The 20,433-nt window shown below is 36.9% G+C and carries 20 protein-coding genes; 13 read left to right on the top strand and 7 right to left on the bottom strand.

Going from position 1 to position 20,433, the window contains the following annotated elements:
- Positions 1 to 442 precede the first annotated feature (442 nt).
- From AN964_RS17980 to AN964_RS17970, 3 genes are all read left to right on the top strand, one after another.
- Complete coding sequence (locus tag AN964_RS17980) at positions 443 to 2,410, top strand: DNA/RNA non-specific endonuclease (RefSeq protein WP_055741008.1); 1,968 nt, start codon at positions 443 to 445, stop codon at positions 2,408 to 2,410.
- A 71-nt stretch (positions 2,411 to 2,481) separates the two neighbouring features.
- Entirely contained in the window at positions 2,482 to 3,180 is a 699-nt protein-coding gene (locus AN964_RS17975; RefSeq protein WP_055741007.1) for a hypothetical protein, read from the top strand.
- Positions 3,181 to 3,829: 649 nt separating this feature from the next.
- Positions 3,830 to 4,180: an SdpI family protein gene (locus AN964_RS17970; RefSeq protein WP_055741006.1), complete on the top strand. Its 351-nt coding sequence runs from the start codon at positions 3,830 to 3,832 to the stop codon at positions 4,178 to 4,180.
- A gap of 484 nt (positions 4,181 to 4,664) precedes the next feature.
- On the opposite strand, the gene AN964_RS17965 is transcribed toward AN964_RS17970, so the two are convergent.
- Entirely contained in the window at positions 4,665 to 5,882 is a 1,218-nt protein-coding gene (locus AN964_RS17965; RefSeq protein ID WP_055741005.1) for an IS110 family RNA-guided transposase, read from the bottom strand.
- 352 nt (positions 5,883 to 6,234) lie between these two features.
- Between AN964_RS17965 and AN964_RS17960 the strand changes: the two genes are divergently transcribed.
- The 9 genes from AN964_RS17960 (at position 6,235) to AN964_RS17920 (ending at position 12,807) form a co-directional block, all read left to right on the top strand.
- Positions 6,235 to 7,188 carry a sigma-70 family RNA polymerase sigma factor gene (locus tag AN964_RS17960; protein ID WP_055741004.1) on the top strand — a complete coding sequence of 318 codons (954 nt, stop codon included), beginning with the start codon at positions 6,235 to 6,237 and terminating at the stop codon, positions 7,186 to 7,188.
- A gap of 81 nt (positions 7,189 to 7,269) precedes the next feature.
- Positions 7,270 to 7,782 (top strand): SRPBCC family protein, encoded by a 513-nt coding sequence (locus AN964_RS17955; protein WP_055741003.1) that lies wholly within the window; start codon positions 7,270 to 7,272, stop codon positions 7,780 to 7,782.
- Between the two features lie 687 nt (positions 7,783 to 8,469).
- Positions 8,470 to 8,790 carry a PadR family transcriptional regulator gene (locus AN964_RS17950; RefSeq protein WP_055741002.1) on the top strand — a complete coding sequence of 107 codons (321 nt, stop codon included), beginning with the start codon at positions 8,470 to 8,472 and terminating at the stop codon, positions 8,788 to 8,790.
- A gap of 71 nt (positions 8,791 to 8,861) precedes the next feature.
- The gene (locus tag AN964_RS17945; RefSeq protein ID WP_055741001.1) at positions 8,862 to 9,203 is read left to right on the top strand and encodes a DUF1048 domain-containing protein; all 342 of its coding nucleotides are present in this window, start codon (positions 8,862 to 8,864) and stop codon (positions 9,201 to 9,203) included.
- Positions 9,204 to 9,374: 171 nt separating this feature from the next.
- Positions 9,375 to 10,136: an ABC transporter ATP-binding protein gene (locus tag AN964_RS17940; RefSeq protein ID WP_055741000.1), complete on the top strand. Its 762-nt coding sequence runs from the start codon at positions 9,375 to 9,377 to the stop codon at positions 10,134 to 10,136.
- Positions 10,137 to 10,886 (top strand): ABC transporter permease, encoded by a 750-nt coding sequence (locus AN964_RS17935; RefSeq protein WP_055740999.1) that lies wholly within the window; start codon positions 10,137 to 10,139, stop codon positions 10,884 to 10,886.
- 480 nt (positions 10,887 to 11,366) lie between these two features.
- Positions 11,367 to 11,753: an NUDIX hydrolase gene (locus AN964_RS17930; protein WP_235950496.1), complete on the top strand. Its 387-nt coding sequence runs from the start codon at positions 11,367 to 11,369 to the stop codon at positions 11,751 to 11,753.
- Between the two features lie 166 nt (positions 11,754 to 11,919).
- The gene (locus AN964_RS17925; RefSeq protein ID WP_205603379.1) at positions 11,920 to 12,369 is read left to right on the top strand and encodes a GNAT family N-acetyltransferase; all 450 of its coding nucleotides are present in this window, start codon (positions 11,920 to 11,922) and stop codon (positions 12,367 to 12,369) included.
- Between the two features lie 132 nt (positions 12,370 to 12,501).
- On the top strand, positions 12,502 to 12,807 hold the full coding sequence (locus AN964_RS17920) for a YjcN family protein (protein WP_055740998.1): 306 nt from the start codon (positions 12,502 to 12,504) through the stop codon (positions 12,805 to 12,807).
- A gap of 212 nt (positions 12,808 to 13,019) precedes the next feature.
- Here the strand turns inward: AN964_RS17920 and AN964_RS17915 are convergent, their stop codons facing one another.
- From AN964_RS17915 to AN964_RS17895, 5 genes are all read right to left on the bottom strand, one after another.
- Positions 13,020 to 13,898, bottom strand: a complete 879-nt coding sequence (locus AN964_RS17915; protein ID WP_055740997.1) for a DMT family transporter — start codon at positions 13,896 to 13,898, stop codon at positions 13,020 to 13,022.
- A gap of 456 nt (positions 13,899 to 14,354) precedes the next feature.
- Entirely contained in the window at positions 14,355 to 14,729 is a 375-nt protein-coding gene (locus AN964_RS17910) for a hypothetical protein (RefSeq protein ID WP_055740996.1), read from the bottom strand.
- A gap of 259 nt (positions 14,730 to 14,988) precedes the next feature.
- Complete coding sequence (locus AN964_RS17905) at positions 14,989 to 15,990, bottom strand: hypothetical protein (RefSeq protein WP_055740995.1); 1,002 nt, start codon at positions 15,988 to 15,990, stop codon at positions 14,989 to 14,991.
- Positions 15,987 to 16,931: an ABC transporter permease subunit gene (locus AN964_RS17900; RefSeq protein ID WP_055740994.1), complete on the bottom strand. Its 945-nt coding sequence runs from the start codon at positions 16,929 to 16,931 to the stop codon at positions 15,987 to 15,989. Before AN964_RS17900 ends, AN964_RS17905 begins: the two co-directional genes overlap by 4 nt.
- 83 nt (positions 16,932 to 17,014) lie before the next feature.
- Positions 17,015 to 17,629, bottom strand: a complete 615-nt coding sequence (locus tag AN964_RS17895; protein WP_055740993.1) for a DUF2238 domain-containing protein — start codon at positions 17,627 to 17,629, stop codon at positions 17,015 to 17,017.
- Between the two features lie 231 nt (positions 17,630 to 17,860).
- On the opposite strand from AN964_RS17895, the gene AN964_RS17890 reads away from it, so the two are divergent.
- The gene (locus AN964_RS17890) at positions 17,861 to 18,748 is read left to right on the top strand and encodes a sugar phosphate isomerase/epimerase family protein (RefSeq protein WP_055740992.1); all 888 of its coding nucleotides are present in this window, start codon (positions 17,861 to 17,863) and stop codon (positions 18,746 to 18,748) included.
- 71 nt (positions 18,749 to 18,819) lie between these two features.
- Here AN964_RS17890 and AN964_RS25740 read toward each other — a convergent pair whose 3' ends face one another.
- Complete coding sequence (locus tag AN964_RS25740) at positions 18,820 to 20,406, bottom strand: ATP-binding protein (protein ID WP_083489401.1); 1,587 nt, start codon at positions 20,404 to 20,406, stop codon at positions 18,820 to 18,822.
- Positions 20,407 to 20,433 lie beyond the last annotated feature (27 nt).

Below are 20,433 nucleotides of genomic sequence, written 5' to 3'. Positions count from 1 at the left end.
ACCACCTTTCCGCGGGAGGCCCAGTGCTTAGGTTTATCTTTGAACACAGAGTCTTACGCTTCAATCAATATTAACAAAGAGCTTTAATCAAGGAAGCTATTCCCCCTGGAATAGCTTCCTTTTTTCTATTCATTAGATAAACTGCTAATGCATTTATAAATCAATTGTCATTGCAGATAAAATCGGCATTAAACATCCAAATAAACCGAAGAATGGCGAACCGTTTGTGATGACAACCATGGACGAACTATGCGAAGAGAAAAATAAGAAATTGGACCTGTAAATTTCATATTCCTATTATTATTTTGGAAAATTTGACCTATTCTCATAACTATTGTTATAAGGTATAGTATTAAACCATAAGTAATGAAATCTTACCAAAAGTTCGCCAGAAACCTAATAAAAGAATACTCCCCTATACTCATGAATCGGAGTGTGAGGTATGATAAGCCGGATTGAAAACTTTAGATTCAAAACAAGGACGATGCTGGAGTCTACTCATCATCTTTGGAAAGAATGGATCCGTAAACATCCGTGGATTTTGCGTATTTATGCCATTTTCTCTTGGGCTTGCTTGATTGTCTTCGTTCTCAGTTTAATTTTCATGAAAGACTCACGAAAAATATTCGTTCAGTTTTTTTGGTCGTTTTATGTGATTTTACAATTTTGGCTTTTATGTCGCAGTAAAACGTTGTCATGGAAACAGTATACATATTTCTTTCTTGCTGGAGCATGGCTGATCGTGCCGCTGAATTCCATTTTAGTAGGTTCAATTACCGCGCTTTTCGGCGGGAAGGCAACAGATGTATGGAGCCAAGCTATTTTAACACCCATTGCGGAGGAAGTGTTGAAATTGATCCCGCTTGGTGTCTATCTTTTTTTGTCACGCCGTGCTTCATCCTTAAGTTTATCAGACTATGCCCTTATTGGAGCTGCATCGGGAGCCGGTTTTCAATTTTTAGAGGAAACAACCCGACGTTTAATATCTGGAGATCATTATGGAGTTTCCTTTCTCTCTGGAAAAGTGCTTCATTGGGATTTGTTTACATTGTTTCCTGGGTATTTTGAGGAAAGTCTTTTGCCCGATAAAATGACCGCTGGGCATTCATTACTCACGGCAATGATTGCATTGGGAATCGGGTTTGCAGTGAGGTATCAAAATCGATTTAAGCGTTATACCTATATCTTTCCCATGTTCCTTTTGGTTTGGTCTATTTTTGATCATGCCATCTGGAATGCTGACTATCATGTTCCGAAATGGCTAGATGGGATACATCATTTGTTCGGAGGCGGCTATGCCTCAAAACCACTATTTTTACTGATGCTCGTCGTTGCTTTACTTATCGATTATTGGCAATTAAACCAATTGAAGAATCGTATTCCGAAACTTGAAGGCGAAAAAAACATTAATCCTGTAACGGAATTATGGAACTTGGCTAAATCTCTCATAAAGGATCGACAGCGGTTTGGTTCTTTGCTTTACTTCTACAGAGAACGAAGGGAACTTGGTTTTACATTCATACATGGGAGTGCTGAAGCGAAGAGCCGTTTGCCGGTGCTAATGGCCAATGTTCAAAAGTATCATCAAGCTTTAACACTAATTGCAGCAGCACTTTTGTTTGTCCTTGTCCTCGTCCATTGGGAAAATTCATATGGTGGTCCGGTAGCTTGTTTTGCCTGTCTGTTTGATAATCTACAAAATTGGTGGGACGGCTTGTCCGGATGGGAGAAGGGAATCATTATTGCCGGAGCATTTACCTTATCAGTGCCTTTTCTTGGAGTCTGGTCGGCTATTGGCGCTGTTTCAGCCGGGGTCGGATTTGCAGCCAGCGGGCATCAAACGGCAGATATGATACGGAATCCTAAAAAATTGCTTACGCCGGAATATGCAGCTGCAGCTATCTTTACTATCGGGTTTAGTCGTTTACCATTTGGAAAAATTGCTGCAGCAAGAGTTTTGAAAACGGCAAAAGGATTTACAAGACATGAATTTACGACTACTGGTGGTCTAACTTATCGTACCATTCATGGAAGTCAAGGTGAACTGCGGTCTGTTTTCGCAAAAATTGAAAAGCGTCATATTAAAAAAGGGACCGATACTAATAATGCGTCCAGAGAATATGTAAGAAATCTTGGGAAACAGACAGATGATGCCGGTCATGGAATAGGTAAAAACCTTGGAGGACTTGGAAGCATCAACTCAGGAAATATCTTCCCACAAAACCTGTCCATTAACAGAGGGAGGTTCAGACAATTTGAAACTATGATTGCAGATGAAGTGAAAGCAGGGAAAACTGTTTTTGTTCGTGTCGTACCCAAATACACTGTCGGTTCCACAAGACCATTTGAGGTTCTATATCAAGTAAGGATCGATGGAGAAACGATCACGAGGATTTTTCCAAACCCTTAAATCAGAATGATTAGTTTTAGGAGACGATATAAGATAAACTAAATTTATACTGAAACGGGAGATGAAAGGAAATGGAGTCTAGTTATATATTAAAAATGGATCCGTCTGATCAGCAACAAAAAGAAAGTGACCAATCATTTATCGGTGGCCATCCTTGTATTCCTGCTTCTATGGAAATTCCAATTTGCCAACTATGCGGTGCTGAGCAAACCTTCTTTTTTCAAGTAGCATTTCCTGAAAGCCATAGATGGCATGATCTATCAATGGCCGTATTTTCATGCACTTCTTGTGCACATGAAGAATACCTTATCCCGGAAATGTTACAAGATTCCCTGCATGGTGTAGATATCCCAAAAGGCTTTTTGGAAACTTATCAGCGTAATTTTAAAATCATTATGTTTGAAACGAGAGCCGGCATTTTGCGAAAGGATTACAAAGAAAAGGTCCAATTTAAACGCTGGAATCTTGCTCCTGTTTCTGAAACTGCTATCAATGAAAATAGAATAGGCGGACAACCGAACTGGTTACTGGAAGATGAAACTCCGGCTTCTTACAATTCAACTGTTCCAATGTTTTTTTTAATGCAACTTATGGAGGAATTTAAATTCGATATCGTACCTGATGCTCCTCCGCAAACAGTAATTAGCTTAAGAGGGAAACCAGAGCCTTCGAAACACCGTTATTACGAACTTTTCCTTGCCAACCAATTATATTTTTTTGGAACGAATAACCGTTCAGAACCGCTCGTTTATATTCTTACACAGGTATAAAGTCAAGTTATATAAAATGGTAAAAATATATAAGCGTATATATGTAGATTACGAGCTGGTAAAAGCATCAATAACACTTCAAAATCCCAATATTACAGCCATCATCAATGAAATAGAAATTTTTAGACTGTATTGGAAAAAAGCAATCTGTTGCAAAAGCTGGTGATGGGAAAAGGGGTTAGGAAAGTGTAGGTGCTCGATTGTTCATTTAAACGTTATTAAATTATAACCGGGGTTATCAAATGTTAAAGTATGCAATAATTGAGGGCTGTTTTGCAATAGGGTTAATTTTATCCGGATGTGGACAGCATATTAGTCAATCCTCAGATAGTAAAAGCAAACTCTCGTAATAATAAATCCTCTTACTAGGCATATGAATATAAAAGTGATTTCATAATGATCACTTACGGGGCTCAGGTTTTTTTTAGCTATTACTGGGGTCAATTTTGTTATGCTATTTTTTGGGTTTTTTACTTTATCTATTTTCATTGGAGTTTTAGTACATTTCTTCACAAGCAAAATTACTATCTTCTATTTTATTAGAATTAAATATTGGGAAAATCATTTTGCTTGAAAATATACAGATTAAAGATTGTTCCATAAATATGATATAATGTAATTAGATGGTAATCGCAAGGGGGGTGTCTATATGGATACAATATTAATTAATGTTGGAATGAGTATTCTGATTGGCATGATCTTTATCATTTGTGGATTAATCTTACTTTATAAGCCCCCAAAGGATATTAATGGACTATATGGCTATCGAACTAAACGGTCCATGAAAAACATGACTCTTTGGCAAGAAGGAAATAAATACAGTGCCAAGCTATTAATTAAATATGGTATTTCAATAATGTTTTTGGGGATTATTATAAGTTTTATTATTACAAAAGTTGAGTATGCTCTTCTTATAATCATTTGCCTGATGATATTAGCATCAATCATTTTGATACTAACTGTGGAAAAGAGACTAAAACAACTAGAGAACATATCTTAATTATAAACTCTCTCTTCATTATATTCACTTGAATTAAGAAATAAACTAACGGAAGAAATCAAAGAATATTTAGTATCAAAGAGTGACCGTGAATCTATAGAAGAACTCGCAGATATCTTGGAGATAATTCATTCCTTGGCAAAAATGCATAATAAATCTTTTGAAGATATTGAGAATGTAAGACGTAAGAAATTCATTGAACGTGGCGGTTTTGATAAGAGGTATTTTTTAGTAAGTACAACCACACTCTCATAAATTTAATCAAGTTGGTTCATGTAGTTTAAAAGAACTCTGTTTTCGTGAAAATTGTTGCTATTTAGATAAATGAGGTAAAATAGAATTACTGTTACTTTACTGAACTACCATGAAAATTAACTTCTGTGGTACCCGGAAAATGGCAATACTTAAATAGACGCAGCTCATTCATCTTTTTTAAAAGGGGAGGAGCGTCTGATCAATGGTGTATTTGTGCTTAAACAATGGATTAGGAAGCTTCTGTTATTGTTACAATGTAACCTAAGTTTTCTAGCCTTCGAACCGAATGGCGTACAATAGATACCTGTCTTTGTTTATCAAAGTAGTCTTCACCTAAGTCAACATACATTTCTTTTCTAGTTAACAAGTAATATGCAATCCGTAAAATTGCATGGGCAACCACAATAGCTGCTCTTTTGTTGCCTTTTCGCCCAGCTGTTCGTCGATACAATGCACCAAGGTAGTTTTTTGAACCCCTGACTGATTGAGCTGCTTCAGTTAAGGCTGATCTTAAATACTTATTTCCTTTTTTGGATCTAGTCGATTTTCTTTTTCCGGCACTTTCGTTATGTCCAGGTACGAGAGCTGCCCACGAACAAAGATGAGCCGCAGTAGGAAATTGTTTTTTAACATCAGTACCGATTTCAGCTAGAATTTGTTCAGCCATTCTTCTTGCGATTCCAGGAATCGAATCCAGTCTTTCAATATCTTCTTCATATGAGTCAACGCGTTGGGCAATCTCTTGGTCTAATATTTCAATTTGCTCGGTTAGAAAATCGATATGACCTAAAATTGTTTTAAGCATTAAACGTTGATGTGAGTTTACATAGCCCTGAAGTGCGAGTTCAAGTTCTTCTTTTTTCTTTTTCATTGTACGACGAGCGAAGCCTGCTAGTTTTTCAGGATCATCCTCGCCATTCGCTATAGCTCGAAGCATATCCTTGGATGAAACCCCCATAATATCAGATACAACAGAACCAAGTTTAATGTTGGCTCCTTCTAAAACCTTTTGAATCCGATTGTGTTGTCTAGCACGTTCTTCAATAATACTACGGCGATAACGTACAAGCTCTCGCAGTTCTCTTTGAATCCGATTCGGAATGTAACTCGCCTTTAGTAAACCATGACGAAGAAGTTGTGCAATCCATTCAGCATCTTTAACGTCGGTCTTACGACCAGGGAGTGCCTTCATGTGTTGAGCGTTTACGACTAAAAACTCAATTCCTTCTGATTCTAGCAGGTTGACAATAGGTTTCCAATAAACACTTGTGCTCTCCATTGCGACATGAGTACAGCGATGTTCCTTGATCCAATCGATTAACTTAAGTAGAAAAACTGTTTTAGTAGAAAAAGTTTGTATCTCCTTTCCGTCAGGTGTCATAATACACGCAGTGATATTGTCCTTATGAACATCCATACCACATGCTCTTTCAATGATTACATCCATTGAAATTCATCCTTTCTAGGCTTGTAAATTGGAGGCTGGTGCAACAATCAGAATAAGGATTAATCTACCATGAGTGCTTCCCGTAAGGGAGCGACAGTTTGTGGTGCACCGTGGTCGTTGGAGTCAGACTATCGGATGGGCTCTAAGGCACCATAGTTCATCGACCTTCCTCTCCAGCCTTAGGAACAAGTATGGACGGATTCAATACATTTTCATTCTTTGTGGTGAAGAGCTGTTTTTTAGCGATTCATGGGTGGCTATCGGGAGTTTAATTGCCATTGTAGAAGTATTTTCAGAAATGGTGGAGTCTCTTCTCATTATCTATTATTTTTACATTTGGAGGCCAAAATAAATGGGTCATACATTAGGACTTCAGTTATTTGAAGGCTTAAAGCCGGAGTTAACATCGTTCTGTTATAGAATGTTAGGATCGATCGATGACGCAGACGATGCCGTTCAAGAAACCTTTATTCGTGTCTGGGAAAATTGGAACTCATTCAGGCAGGAGTCCTCTTACAAAACGTGGGTTTATCGCATTGCATCAAACTTATGCCTGGACAAGCTAAGACAAGCGAAACGCCGCACTCGTCCCGTTGACTTTTCCGATGCCGCTACATCTATTATCGCACCCAGCGAAACGTTACCTGACTCATCCTGGGTATGGCCAGCTCCCGCCGTTTCGGAAAATCCGGAAGATATCCTCATTCGCAAAGAAACGCTTCAACTATGTTTTATAACACTCTTGCAAACCTTGCCTCCACGTCAACGTGCTGTTCTCCTTTTGAAAGACGTATTCGAATGGTCCTCTAAGCAGATTGCAGAAACGTTAAGAATGTCGCCGGCAGCCGTTAACAGCGCCTTGCAAAGGGCTAGAGAGACGATGGATCGTTCGAAACATCGTTCTGAAGAATATAGCTTGATGGATCTCGAGCCTGATCAAGAATTGCTCTCACGGTATGTGGAAGCGTTTGAACAATTTGATATCCATGCACTGGTCGCCTTGTTTCATGAAGAAGGCCATATGTCTATGCCACCTTTCCCAATGTGGGTGTGCGGCAAGGACAATTTGTTCCAGTTTTTCACGCTTATGCGCTGGCATTGCGAAGGATCGCGTTTTTTGCCAACTACGGTGAATGGCGGTTATCCCGCTCTCGCTCAATATATTCCGAGCAACGACAAATCCTGCTTGGTCCCCTGGGGCATTCACGTCATTGTCATGAAAGACAAGAAGATCTTCCACATCCAAAATTTCATTAACGCAAAATTATTTTCCAGATTTGGGCTACCTGAACAATTAGACCGATGAATTTTGCAATCGAATTTCGTCTAAATAAATGAGAATAAAAAAACAATAATCGATTGAGATCATTGTAAAAGGAGGATTTTCATGGATAATAATCTGAATCAAACTTTCGAAATTGCAATTACGCGCGTATTCGATGCCCCTCGCGAACTCTTATTTAAAGTATGGACAGAGCCCGAGCATTTCGCGAAATGGTGGGGACCAAAGAGGTTCACCCTCGAAGTCGTTAAAATGGACGCTCGATCAGGTGGCGAGTTTTTAGGTATTCAAACGTCTCTTGACGGAAAAGAGGTTATGTGGGGAAAATTTGCATACCAAGAGGTTGTTGAACCTGATAAAGTGACTTATATCCGATCCTTTTCTGATGAGCAAGGCAATACGGTCCGAGCTCCTTTTAGCTTGAGCTGGCCTCTTGAAATTATGAATATCATAACGCTAGAAGATGACGAAGGTAAAACTGTTTTAAAATTGAAGGGTTTCCCTGTGAACGCTTCCGCTGAGGAACAAGAAAACTACAAACGTATGGCTCCAAAGCTTCAACAAGATCTTGAGGGTACTTTCGATCAACTTGCCAACTATCTTGTCTCCCTGAATTAGAATGCGATAAAAAACTTAATCACTTTGAATATTACGTTTCAGGTGAGAATTTTGTTCAATAAAATAGGAGCAGTCTAGGATTTTATTTTTATCGTCCATGGCTGCTGCTGTTTCGTTTTTCGCATTAGTCTAATACCTATTTTTTGGGTTTGACGGATTGTATATCGAAAAACTGCACGGATACACATGCAGTCTAATGGGTTTCCGCCATCACAATACCCGTCATGTCATTGAAACTCCATGATTCAAAAGCCTCCATATGAATACTTTTCCAAACCTTAGCGTATCCATTTATGAAGGTATTGCATAGCAGCTAATATTGGTATCGAAAATTTTTTTTAGAAAAATAGTTGACACCCTCGCTACTCGGTGTTACGATATACTTGTAATAAGCAATACTTAATAGCTTCAAGCTATTAAGTAAAAATTTACCTCGGTACTAAGTTATACTGAATATAAGTCATGCAAAATAGAGGTGGCTCTGAACATGGAAAAATAGCCGTAAATATAGGTATTAAACTATTTTTAAGAAAAATAGTTGACATCTCTCACTACTGAGTGATACAATGCACTTGTAATAAGTAATACTTAATAGCATGACTCCCCAAAAACTATCGAGTAAAAATTTTTACCTCGGTACTAAGTTATACTGAATATAAGTCAGACAGAATAGAGGTGATTCTGAACATGGAAAATTTAACTGAAATGCTGAAGGGTTCGCTGGAAGGCTGTGTACTGGAAATTATCAGCCGCCATGAAACATATGGCTACGAGATTACCCGCCGCCTGAACGAACTTGGGTTTACCGAAGTCGTGGAGGGGACGGTCTACACGATCCTCGTGCGATTAGAAAAGAAAAAACTGGTGAGCATACAAAAAAAACCGTCGGATATGGGGCCACCCCGCAAGTTTTACACACTTAATGAGGCTGGCCGCAAGGAGCTTGAATTGTTTTGGAAAAAATGGGATTTTGTATCGTCGAAAATCAATGTCTTAAAGTCAACCTAGCTTCATAAGATATTCTGTCCGATATTTTTGGAGTGTCTTATTCAGCTTTATAAAATAGGAGGAAAAATAACATGATGGAAATGTTCAAAAAAATGATTGGTGATAAAAAAGAATACAAGATGATGATGGCACGGGTAGAAGCTTTACCTGAGGATTACCAGTATGTATTTAAGAAAATTCAAAACTACATGTGGAAATTCACAGCGGGCAACGGAATGGATATGTTGCAAATACAGTATGAATTAATCGATTTATTCGAAGCCGGTGCAGCGGAAGGCAGAGAAGTGCTGGAAATCACTGGGGACGACGTAGCATCCTTTGCCGACGAATTAGTGGCAAACGCTAAAACCTATGTTGCCAAGTATCGTGAAGATTTGAATGAGAGTATCTTGAATCGCTTGGGAAAAAAATAAACTGATTAAATAATGCTGACTGAATAGCTGGTTACTAATATGAATTGCCACCTTTGTTATTCATTTATATTTTTCACTCGGTAATAAGTTGTACAGATTATCAGTGATGCTAAGTAGAAGAGGATAGGCATTCTAGCTCCGAAAGGCGCTTATTATAAGGAGGAAAAAAGGATGAGCAATGCAGCGATTTCTGTAAAAGGATTAAAAAAATCTTTTAAAGACAAGGAAGTCTTAAAAGGGGTAAATTTTGAGGTGCAGCGTGGCGAAATTTTCGCTCTGCTGGGCTCAAATGGAGCGGGCAAGACGACAACGGTCAATATCCTCTCTACACTTATGAAGCCTGATGGCGGTGAAGTAGGTATTTGCGGGTTTGACGTCCAGCGTCAACCGGATCAGGTTCGCCAGAACATCAGCCTGACAGGGCAGTTCGCAGCTATAGACGGAATGCACACTGGGAGGGAAAACCTGATGATGATCGCCAAGTTGCGGGGAGTTTCTAATCCCGCACAAGTCGCCGACAATCTGCTTACAAGATTCAGTCTGACCGATGCGGCCAACCGCAGGGCGGACCAATATTCCGGCGGGATGAAGCGCCGGCTTGACATCGCCATGAGCCTGATCGGGACGCCAGCAATCATTTTTCTCGACGAACCGACGACAGGGCTTGACCCCGAAGCGCGGATTGAAGTCTGGGATACCGTTAAGGAGCTTGCCAACGGAGGCACGACCATCTTGTTGACAACCCAGTACCTGGAGGAAGCCGAACAACTGGCGGACCGCATCGCCATCCTGCATGGCGGAAAAATCATCACGACCGGTACCCTTACCGAACTCAAAGAGATGTTCCCGCCAGCGAAAGTGGAATACATTGAGAAGCAGCCGACTTTGGAGGAAATTTTCCTAGCGATCATCGGCAAAAAGGAGGAAATGTAAATGAAAAGCAAAACAGGTGTATTACTAGGTCGATTAATGCGCAACATCATGCGTAGCCCAGATACGATTATCACGGTGGCGATTACGCCGATTATGATGATGCTGCTGTTTGTCTTCGTGTTTGGCGGTGCCATAAAGACAGGGACAGATAACTATGTCAATTATTTATTGCCGGGAATCTTGCTGATGGCTATCGCATCCGGTGTTGCTTACACTTCCCTGCGGCTGTTTACGGATATAAAAAGCGGTTTGATGGCGCGTTTCATTACCATGCCCATTAAGCGCTCGTCGGTATTGTGGGCTCACGTCTTGACTTCACTTGTTTCCAATGCACTTACTATTGTGGTGGTTTTCCTGGTTGCACTCTTGATTGGCTTCCGTTCCAACGCTGATATTCTGCATTGGCTTGCAGTAGCTGGGATACTTGGGCTATTTACGCTGGCACTGACATGGCTGGCGGTCATTCCCGGATTGACAGCGAAGTCTATGGAAGGGGCGACAGCCTACTCGTACCCTCTGATTTTCCTGCCGTTTATCAGTTCGGCCTTTGTTCCCACCGAATCCATGCCTAAAATTGTCCGTGTGTTCGCTGAGAACCAGCCTGTAACTTCGATCGTGAATACGATTCGTGCTCTCTTGTATGATGGGTCTGTTGGCAACGGTATCTGGATCGCGCTTGCCTGGTGCGTCGGCATCATGATCATCGCTTACTTCTTTGCAAGTAAACAATTTAAACGCCAGTTAGGGTAAGTTCACCATTTAGGATTAGTCACATCAATAACGCCGCTGTGGTCATTTTATGTAGTATTTTAGATCTATATAAAAAAATTAGGGTGTTGATCAAACAGATCTGCACCCTAATTTATTATTTGGACTTATATAAGTAAAGGAGAAGTTTAGCTAAAGAAGGAATTTTTATGGTAATAAAGAATATAACAACAGTGGTTTGGTGCAAATTTTGTTTAAGTCCGCTAACTTTGATACTTCTTATTCAAACGGGTGCAGGCATTAAAGTTTCAGCTGCCAATACGGTGGCTTTTTCTTCTTCAGCTACCGGGAAGATTTGTTTAATAAAATGATTAGAAAATTAGAAATAATAGAGAGGATGTTATTATTGGAAGTAAGACAAATGGCAACTGCATTCTTAATTCATCAAAACAATATGTTAATGATGAAGAAAGAAAAGAGTAAAATCTTCATTTTGAATTTTGGGGTGGTATTGGAGGTCATATGGAATCTACTGAACTTAATTCTCCAATGGAAGCAAGTTACAGAGAAATCGAAGAAGAGACAGGATTTAAAAAAGAAGAAATTAAGAACTTTAGGCTTAAATACATACTGCTTGAGAAAAATAGCGGAGAAATACGTCAACAATATTTCTACTTTGGAGAAACAGAGCATATTAACTTTACTCCTTCTGAAGAAGGAGAATTATTTTGGATTCCTAAGAATGAATTATTAGGCTTATATACCTCAAAAATTATCAAATTAACCCTTAAGCACTATTTGAATGATAAAAATAACAATGATGGTATTTTTGTTGGAACAATGATGACTACCAATGAATCTAACCCCGCAATACAATGGTCAACGATCACAGAGACGGTAGGTTTTTAGTTTTTATCTAACCGGATGAAAGTTTCCAATTCTTTTCGAATCAAATTTCAACTAAATTTAGGGGAATAGTAAGAGTTATTGAAGTAACGGTGTGATGCTTTAAGAATGATTGTCTTTATAGATAGCGAAATATAAAAATCGAGATGTTAGGAAAGGGGGAGTACCTTTGAGTTTTGATTACATTATTATTAATTCCATACCTGATGCTGATGTTTTAAAAGGCATTCTCGAACTTCATGAAGACATTTTTGGTGCTAATGATGATTTATTTAACAAAATGATAAGTAAACCTCAATTGTTAGTTATCATTGCGATGGATGGTAAAAGAGTTATCGGATATAAGATTGGATATGAAATCGACAAAAATATGTTTTATAGTTGGTTAGGTGGAGTAGATATTAATTACAGAAAACAAGGTATTGCCTCAACATTAATGGAGAAGCAACATCAATATTTAAGGAATAATGGTTATAATGTTGTCCAAACAAAAACTATGAATAAATGGCGAAATATGTTGGTATTGAATATTAAAAATGGATTTGACGTCATAGATACTTATATAGATGAAAAAGGATTACATAAAATCGTTCTTGAGAAAAAATTAAACGAGCAATAATGGAAGATCAAGCTGTTATTTAGGCGTTTCTTTTCTTATTAAAGTAAATGGGCAATCTTACTGGATGAAGGATTTGTATAATGTATTGGAGAATAAAACCTCATAAAGGAAAAAATATGGGGGGGGAAATCTTTGAAAAAATTAATTAGGATTACAGTAATATTGGGAATCATTTTTCTTGTGTTACACTCAACTCCAAAACTTGCATTAAGGACTTGTGTATTTTTTATGGGGTATCCAAAAACAGCTTTTATAAGCAACATAGCTGAAGATGGATATCATAATAAAATGGATAAGAATAAATTTGCTAGGTTAAATGCAAAAGCCTACACCCTAACAAAACCACCATTCGAAAAAGCAACTGAAAGTGAGTTAAGGAATTACCTTGTACGGAAGAAAGGCTTTTTATATTTTGCTAAATATTATGGTGAATTATAAATTAACAAGGGCATTCTTTTAACAAAGAGATGAAAAAAATATTATTTCATACAAATCCATAAACCACAGTACCCTTAAAATTATTGACCGTTCAGTAATAGTTAAAGAAATAATATTAAAATATATAGATATAAAGCAAGGGCAACGTTTCAGAGTAATAAAAGCATATGTAAGCAAAACCCCTTCCATTAGATTGAAGGGGTTATTATATTTTATTTTTTCTCGTTAATAACGAATAGAACACCTGTGAGAATTAAGATAGAGCCTATCCAAAACGTTACTCCTATGCTTTCTCCTAAAATAAGCCACCCAAGTAAGGCTCCAACTACGGGTTGAAAGAAGAAAAATAATCCTCCACTTGAGGCATTAAGCATTTGTAACCCACGATTCCAAAGTAAAAATCCACCTGCCGTTGAGACAATACCCAAATACAAGAGTCCACCCCAAATGGTTGGATGAGTCAGTTGTGAGATATTCATTTCATCGTGTAACCGCGGCAATACAAAAGGAGTCAGCACAATTAAAGCTACCAAGATAGAATAGGTGGTCACCACAATTTGTGAATAATTACTGGGCAAAAGCTTTACAAGTACAGACATGAGTGCCCATGTTAAAGCAGCAATAAGTAGGGAAATACCACCGAGTGAACTGGACATATTCACATCACTAATTCCAACAATCAGTATTACTCCAATTGTTGCTAAACCAACGGAGATTCCCTTTTTTAATGTCATCCGTTCTTTAAGGATGAAGCCGGCAAAAATCACCATAAATGCTGGTGTTGATGAAGTGATAATTGCTCCCATTTGTGCTGTGGAAAGCATAGTGCCAGTTTCCTGAGCAACAATTGAAATGGCATTGCCTATGATTCCAATTGCTATGATTATGATGACATAACGTTTTTCAATCCGCCATTTTTGTCTTGTTATCAAGCCGATCACGAGAAGTGTGACAATCGCCACTAAATAACGCAACCACACAAGTTCCAGCGGAGGTATGACAGCTACCACAACTTTAACAACAACGTACATACCGCCCCAAATGCTTGAAGCTAAAATTAAATATAATGAACCTAATAAGGTGTTTTTCATTTTTTGTACCCTCCGTTTTGAAATTAGGTCGACATTTGCCCCTAACGGAGAGATGTAGTCACGCCTTCACTCTACTAAGAGCAGAAGTGTACTACTGGTACATCATTTTCAAATAACGGAGTCCAATACAATATTATCCCTCCTTGTACGTTTCATTTTTTAACTACAATTACATATATTTTATTATAGCAAATACGGTGTTATAAGGGTTTATTAATATATGATAGTAGATGGTAAAAAAGTAACGAGGAGTTTTAGTTAATAATCAAACTTTTATATAAAAGTATCATTCTTCTTTCAAAAAATAAAAGTTAATCTATACAACTGTATTTTAATCGCATGTCAGTCTATAAAAACGTCAAAGACGATAAATTTCGCTATTCTTTTATGCAATGAGAAGCTTTTCCTAGAAGGAAGAAGAGAAGGTGTAAAGCAAACTGCGTTTTGCATGTAATGTTATTGTTTCGCTTTTGTCCACGATTCACAAATAAATCTTGCGTCCGATGTTAACCATTGAATGGCTGCAGGCTTCTCAAAAAGTCTATTGTGTTCTAAAAATATTCGTTTCGCATATGGAAGACGCATTTCTCTTATGGACTGATTCACGAGATTTAATATATTTTTTTCCGCTTGTGTTAATTCGTTAGATCTGCCTGTCACTGCTTCTTCCTGCATGATTTTAAAAATTTGCTTTGCATTGCTGTTTAATAATTGATAATTCTTATATTCATTAAGATATTTCCATTCTTTTTGAATTAAGGAGCGAACCTTTGAATAATTGTTTTCATTCGAATAATGATTAATTAAATTTATGGTAGTTTCGATTCTCACTAACAGATCCCCTTTGTCCCGAATCATTTCATATAAGTAAATATACCTAAATTTTCAGATGGTTGGAATAAGAAAAAAGAACTATAAAAAGGTGATAATCTGTAAAACTGAAAAAATCTAGCCGATGGCTAGATTTCCCAGGTAGAAAGTTTCCTATAAAAGGAGGGATTAATCTTTTATAAAGTTTATTCTAGCTGATAAATGTTAAGAACAGATAAAAATTATAAAACGAATTTATAAATAGTTGATGACATTTTTATTACTTGGACCATTCTTTTTCTTGTTTGAAGAAAGAATTCATCAGAAAGAGATTTTTAAGTAACAAGTTTTCCCTTCTGCTAATTAGCCCCTTTTGTTTTAATAAGGAATACTGCATTATTCCTTTGCCTAATGCAATAAAGGAAAAGATGGTAAATGTTATAAAGATACAAGCGAATATTGGCACCCACGGACAGTTATTTATATCATTAAAGGTGTTGGATAAAAATGTCGGCCAGGCAATCGAAGTATTTTCAATCTTATAAAACGCTATATGTGTCCCAGGAATACCGCCAATTTGAGTTAATTTTTGGGCAACGAAAATATTGAAAAACCCTAATTGTCCAAGTAAAAATAACATGTTTCCCATATGCAGAATAAAATAGGAAAGCCATTGTGAAAAACAACCTGGTACATAATACCATCTCCACAGACCGAAAGTCCTTGTGCCAGATACAATGCCAGCATCGTAATATGCTGTTTGCTGTATTTCCTTTACTGATTTATGTACAAATTCAGCTGCTTTTCCAACCTCTAAAAGGATAATTACACTAATTGTCCAAATAGGTCGCTGCTGAGAAAAGATAAAAAATGGGATCGTTGTCAGTAATACAACGAAGAAAAATACGGGTATTCTAGAAAATAAATAATTCCATCCTTCTAGTATTCTTCTTAAAATTGGTATATGTGCTGATAATATTCCGAATGGAAGAGCCAACAGAATGGTAATAATAGATATTACCCCAATCTCAATGATGGTAGTCCTTGTTCCTAGAATTAATGCACTGTACATATCTCTTCCAGCTGCATCGGACCCCAGTAGATATCGTCCCGATGGTGGGTAAGGCGGGAGAATAAAGTCTAAATTTCCACCTTTGCCTAAAATATAAGATTTTGGGGCTAGTTGACTATCAATCTTTGGCAAATGCGGTCCAAAAATAAAAACAAAAGCAATAATGCTGCATCCTATAATACCAATCCATAATAGAGGAACTTTTCTCATGATTGCTCATCCTTTCGAATTGGAATAAGAAAATGTCTGATAATTTGATTAGCCCATTGAGCCAGCAACAGAATGACCATGAACCCCAAACTAAAGCCAATTACGGTTGGTGTTTCAATTGGAAGAATTGTATCGTTGGAGGCAATCATGTCTTTTACCTTAATCGCTTCCATAAGCCTTGTTCCCATTCCGCGATATAATGTCATATACTCCACTAAAACCATAGAAGATAGTAATGTTAAAATGATAGGCATAAAATGGATAAGAATTTTAGACCAGCAATTTCGTAAGACATGCTTCCAGAGAATGATCCATTCCGGTACTCCTTTTGCTTTAGCCGTAAGAATATAATCATGGCCATCTTCTTCTTTCAATGCTTGAGTAGTATAACTGGCTATTACGGCTGCCGGATACATGGATAAGAATATAATAGGTAAAAAGATATTATACCAATGGGCATACCCATATAGTTGAAGATGCGGAAAAATACGATTGATGGTCATGGAAAAAATTAATTCTATAATGATGATGACAAAGAAATCCGGAATAGATTGTCCTAACCAGGTTGTCCCTTCACCAAAGACTTTCCACAAACCGCCGTTACGACGATAATCAAATACCCCTTTTAAAATTCCAATTAGAAAACTGAAAATCAAAGCTGGAACTAAAATCGCAATACTTCTTATTCCGTAATGCATCAGTTCCCATTCAACCGGCTGTTGATCTATTGCCTTTCCTAAACTCTTATTTTCTTTTACTTCCGAAATAAAATGAGTGATATTATCCTTATAACCTGACCATGTAAAATGGTAGGACATCACATCTGTGACATCGACGCGTTTTACTTCAATTTCCCTTGGCAGTAAAATAATCAAAACTAGAACAACCATCATTACTATCCAAAGAAATAGACTGCTTGATAAACGAAGAAGTAATTTCATGAAGGACTCCTTTCTAAAACAAAGTGAGAGTTAAATTATATCACAAAATAGGGATAATTTTCATATTTTTTAGATAAAAGGTTCTATTCAATTATTTTTCGTAAGTATTTATTATGCAGATGCGACAATACAATTAGGCATAAAATTCCTCCTAAAAATGCTAAAGACATATCCCATTCGGAATCCCACACATCCCCTTGGGTGCCAAGAAAATCCTTAGCCGATCTTCCTAATATCTCAGCTCCCAGCCATTCCATGATTTCATATAAAGCTGAAAGTGCTAGTATAAAGGATAATGTGATAATAATGAGCCATTTTGATGGTCGAAGGAATGACTTTCGTATTAAAATTTCTCTAATGATAATTGCAAAAAAGCCTTTTGCAAAATGGCCAAATCGATCATATTCATTCCTTTGTGTATGAAATTTCTCTTTGAGCCAATTAAATAAAGGAACATCATCATACGTATAATGGCCACCAATAAACATTAGAATCATCAAAATTGTAACGATCAAATAAGAGAGAGTCGTAAAGCGAAATTTCCAATATGTTACAAGTAATAGTAATATGATAAGAACCGCTGGAGAAACCTCTAAAACCCAAGTTAAATAATCCGCTGCTTTTATGGAAGACCAAATAAAAACACAAATAATAATCAAAAGTAAAAGTAAATGAATCCATTTAGATTGTTTAGACATGAAGATATCCTCCTTTTTATGAAATAGTTTTTCCAATATAGTTGAAAAGATAAATAAGAAAAGCGCAAGCCGATAGACTGCTTACGCTAGACAAGATTAAACATGTTAAATTATTTAGATGTTGAAAAATTTTATACTTAACTATCCTTAAAAAAGTATGGATTTGAAAAATTTTAAAAATTATAATTGAATTCAAGATAATTGGAAATATTCTTTAATGGGAGTAAATCAATGAGAAAATTAATAATAGGTATGTGGCACAGTGTAAATGTGGAGGAATGGAATCAACTAAATATGGGGATGATCAACGGTTTGGAAGCATCTCAATATGAAAAAGAAGAGGATTGGAATAAATTAAGAGATTTTTGTAATGAAAATAATATAAGCTATGGCATTCATTCGCCTATTTATGGAAATAAAAAAATGAATTTACCGGAAATTACTTCTAGTGATGCAGAAAAAAGGAGAGAGGCGGAAAAGTGGATCGAAAGGGAAGTGGAATTAGCTTCGAAATTTGGTGCAGACTATATCCTGTTTCATTATCCTTTTCCATCCATTACACCAAGACAGGTTGATTATGAATATTGGCCAAGGAAAGTTGACTTTCCGACCCTTAAGTGGAATGAATTATCGAGAGAAGAGTTTCTGAATCTAAGTCATCATATATTTAAAAGATTAATGGATATCCAGGAAAAATATAAACAAAAAATTGTTCTGGAATACGATTTTTTTGGAGAATATGAAGAGGAATATCTTCAAATAATTGAAATGTATAAAGATATTCAAATCGTCATAGACACTCAAAGATTAGATGTACATAAACGTGCCTTTCCAGGGTTCGATCCCTATCCATTTTTGCGGAAAGCAGCACCATATGTCTATTTGGTTCATCATAGTACCACCCTTTACAGTGAACATTCTAAGCGACATGTTCCAGTAATACGAGAAAGTATAGATGATCCGCAATATGGGGATGCACATCAATACTTAGTTTATCTTTCGAAGTACAATCAAACATTTCATCTTCACTTCGAGCACAATCCGACTCTGGTAACAGAAGATCAATTGAAAGAATGCTATGAATTGGCTAGACAGGTGATGTTCCAAAGAAATAGTTAGGTTAAAGAAAAAAATCCCTCACTTCCGCATGTAAAAAGAGAGGGATTTTTATAATGTTGTATAAATAAGGATTATATTTGCGAATTTGATACAAGCGGATTCAATATTTTCGGATCATTTAGCAGTTCAGTAAGTGCTAATTGTAACGTTCCCTTCGTCATAGCTTTTTCTTTGAAGCTTAGATCATATTTCAACATATTTTTTACAATTTCAGATCGCAATCCTGTAAGAACTGTTTGACATCCCATCATAGAAATGCCATCAATAATCTGAATTAGCTTTTGAATAATTACCGATTCCATTTGTGCAACACCGGAAAGATCAATGATTAAGAATTGAATATGGGTGTCTCCGATGTGATCAATGACTTTATTCCCAATCGTTTCAATCCTTTTTGAATCGATAGCACCAATTAATGGAAGAATGCAAATCGCTTCTGTTATCGGGATAATAGGTACAGATAAATTTTCCACTATTTTCATTTGGGACGAAAGGAGTTCATCTTTGTATTTTGAATAGCTAATGAAGAAGTGGTTTAAAAATTGATCAACCATCGCATTAATATTTTTCTCCATCGAAAAAAAGTCCTCATGGTTAGTCTTATCAATCGTCATGTTTGTATAGTTAAATAGAAATTCCCAAAGTGTTCGGCGAATAGCTTGCACCCACTCTAATTTAAACGCTAAAGTTAAAGAATGCTTGGCCCACGCAATTCCTTCATTTTTGGCAAACTGAATTAATTCATGCTCTCGATTATCCACTATGAATAAGGTAAGCTTGTGAGCATTTTCTATTAGATTAATATTTCCGACTGCCTGTATTTCGGCTATTTTATCTTTAACATTGATGGCCTCACATAATAATTGCTCTTCGAAACTTTGTCTGTTTGTGATGAAAAAATCTCTAATCGAAGTATCTTTTGCACATTCAAGTTTCAATCTGGAAACGCTCCGCTTCGTTATTATATTTTGTATGGGTAAAGTAACTTTAAAGCTAGTCCCGATATTTTCCTCACTATCTACACTGATTTTTCCGCCATGTTGATATACAACAGAAAAAACTTGTGTCAGCCCCATTCCAGTTCCATTTTCCTTTGTAGAATAGAAAGGAGTGCCCAATAATGACAGTTTTTCTTTTGGTATTCCGATTCCAGTGTCACTTATAATAACTGTCGCTTCGTCTTGTGAAGCGAAGTGGGTTATTTTTATGGTGCCAGTTTCAGTAATCGATTCAATGGCATTTTTTATAAGATTGAAGAATACTTTTTTTAATTGATTCTTTCTCCCTGAAATAGGAATATCTGCATTTTGAAAATCGGTAATGATATTAATTTTATATACTTTATCCTGAAATAAGTTTAAGATCGTTTCCAGTTCAACGGCTAAATGAATAGGCTGAAATTCCTCATCTTCAAGATCCGGCTTGGAAACTTGTAATAAATTATTCAAAGTAATTAAGGCATTGTCTAATTCTGACTGTGCGATTTCTATGTATTCTTGTTTTGAATCTTGCTCTAAGAGCTGCAAAAAGCCCTTCACTGCAGTCAAGGGGTTCCGAACTTCATGTGCAATGCCTGCGGCAATTTGGCCAACAGATGCTAATTGACTTAAATGAGCTTCTTCATTTAAGCCATTTTGCCTAGGATGACTTTCCTTCATGCCATACCACTCCTAAAAAAGTATTAC

Source organism: Heyndrickxia shackletonii (assembly GCF_001420715.1).
Classification (GTDB): Bacteria; Bacillota; Bacilli; order Bacillales; family Bacillaceae_C; genus Margalitia; species Margalitia shackletonii.
The sequence above is the reverse complement of the archived record's forward strand: the minus strand, read 5'-3'. Positions and strand labels throughout refer to the sequence as shown.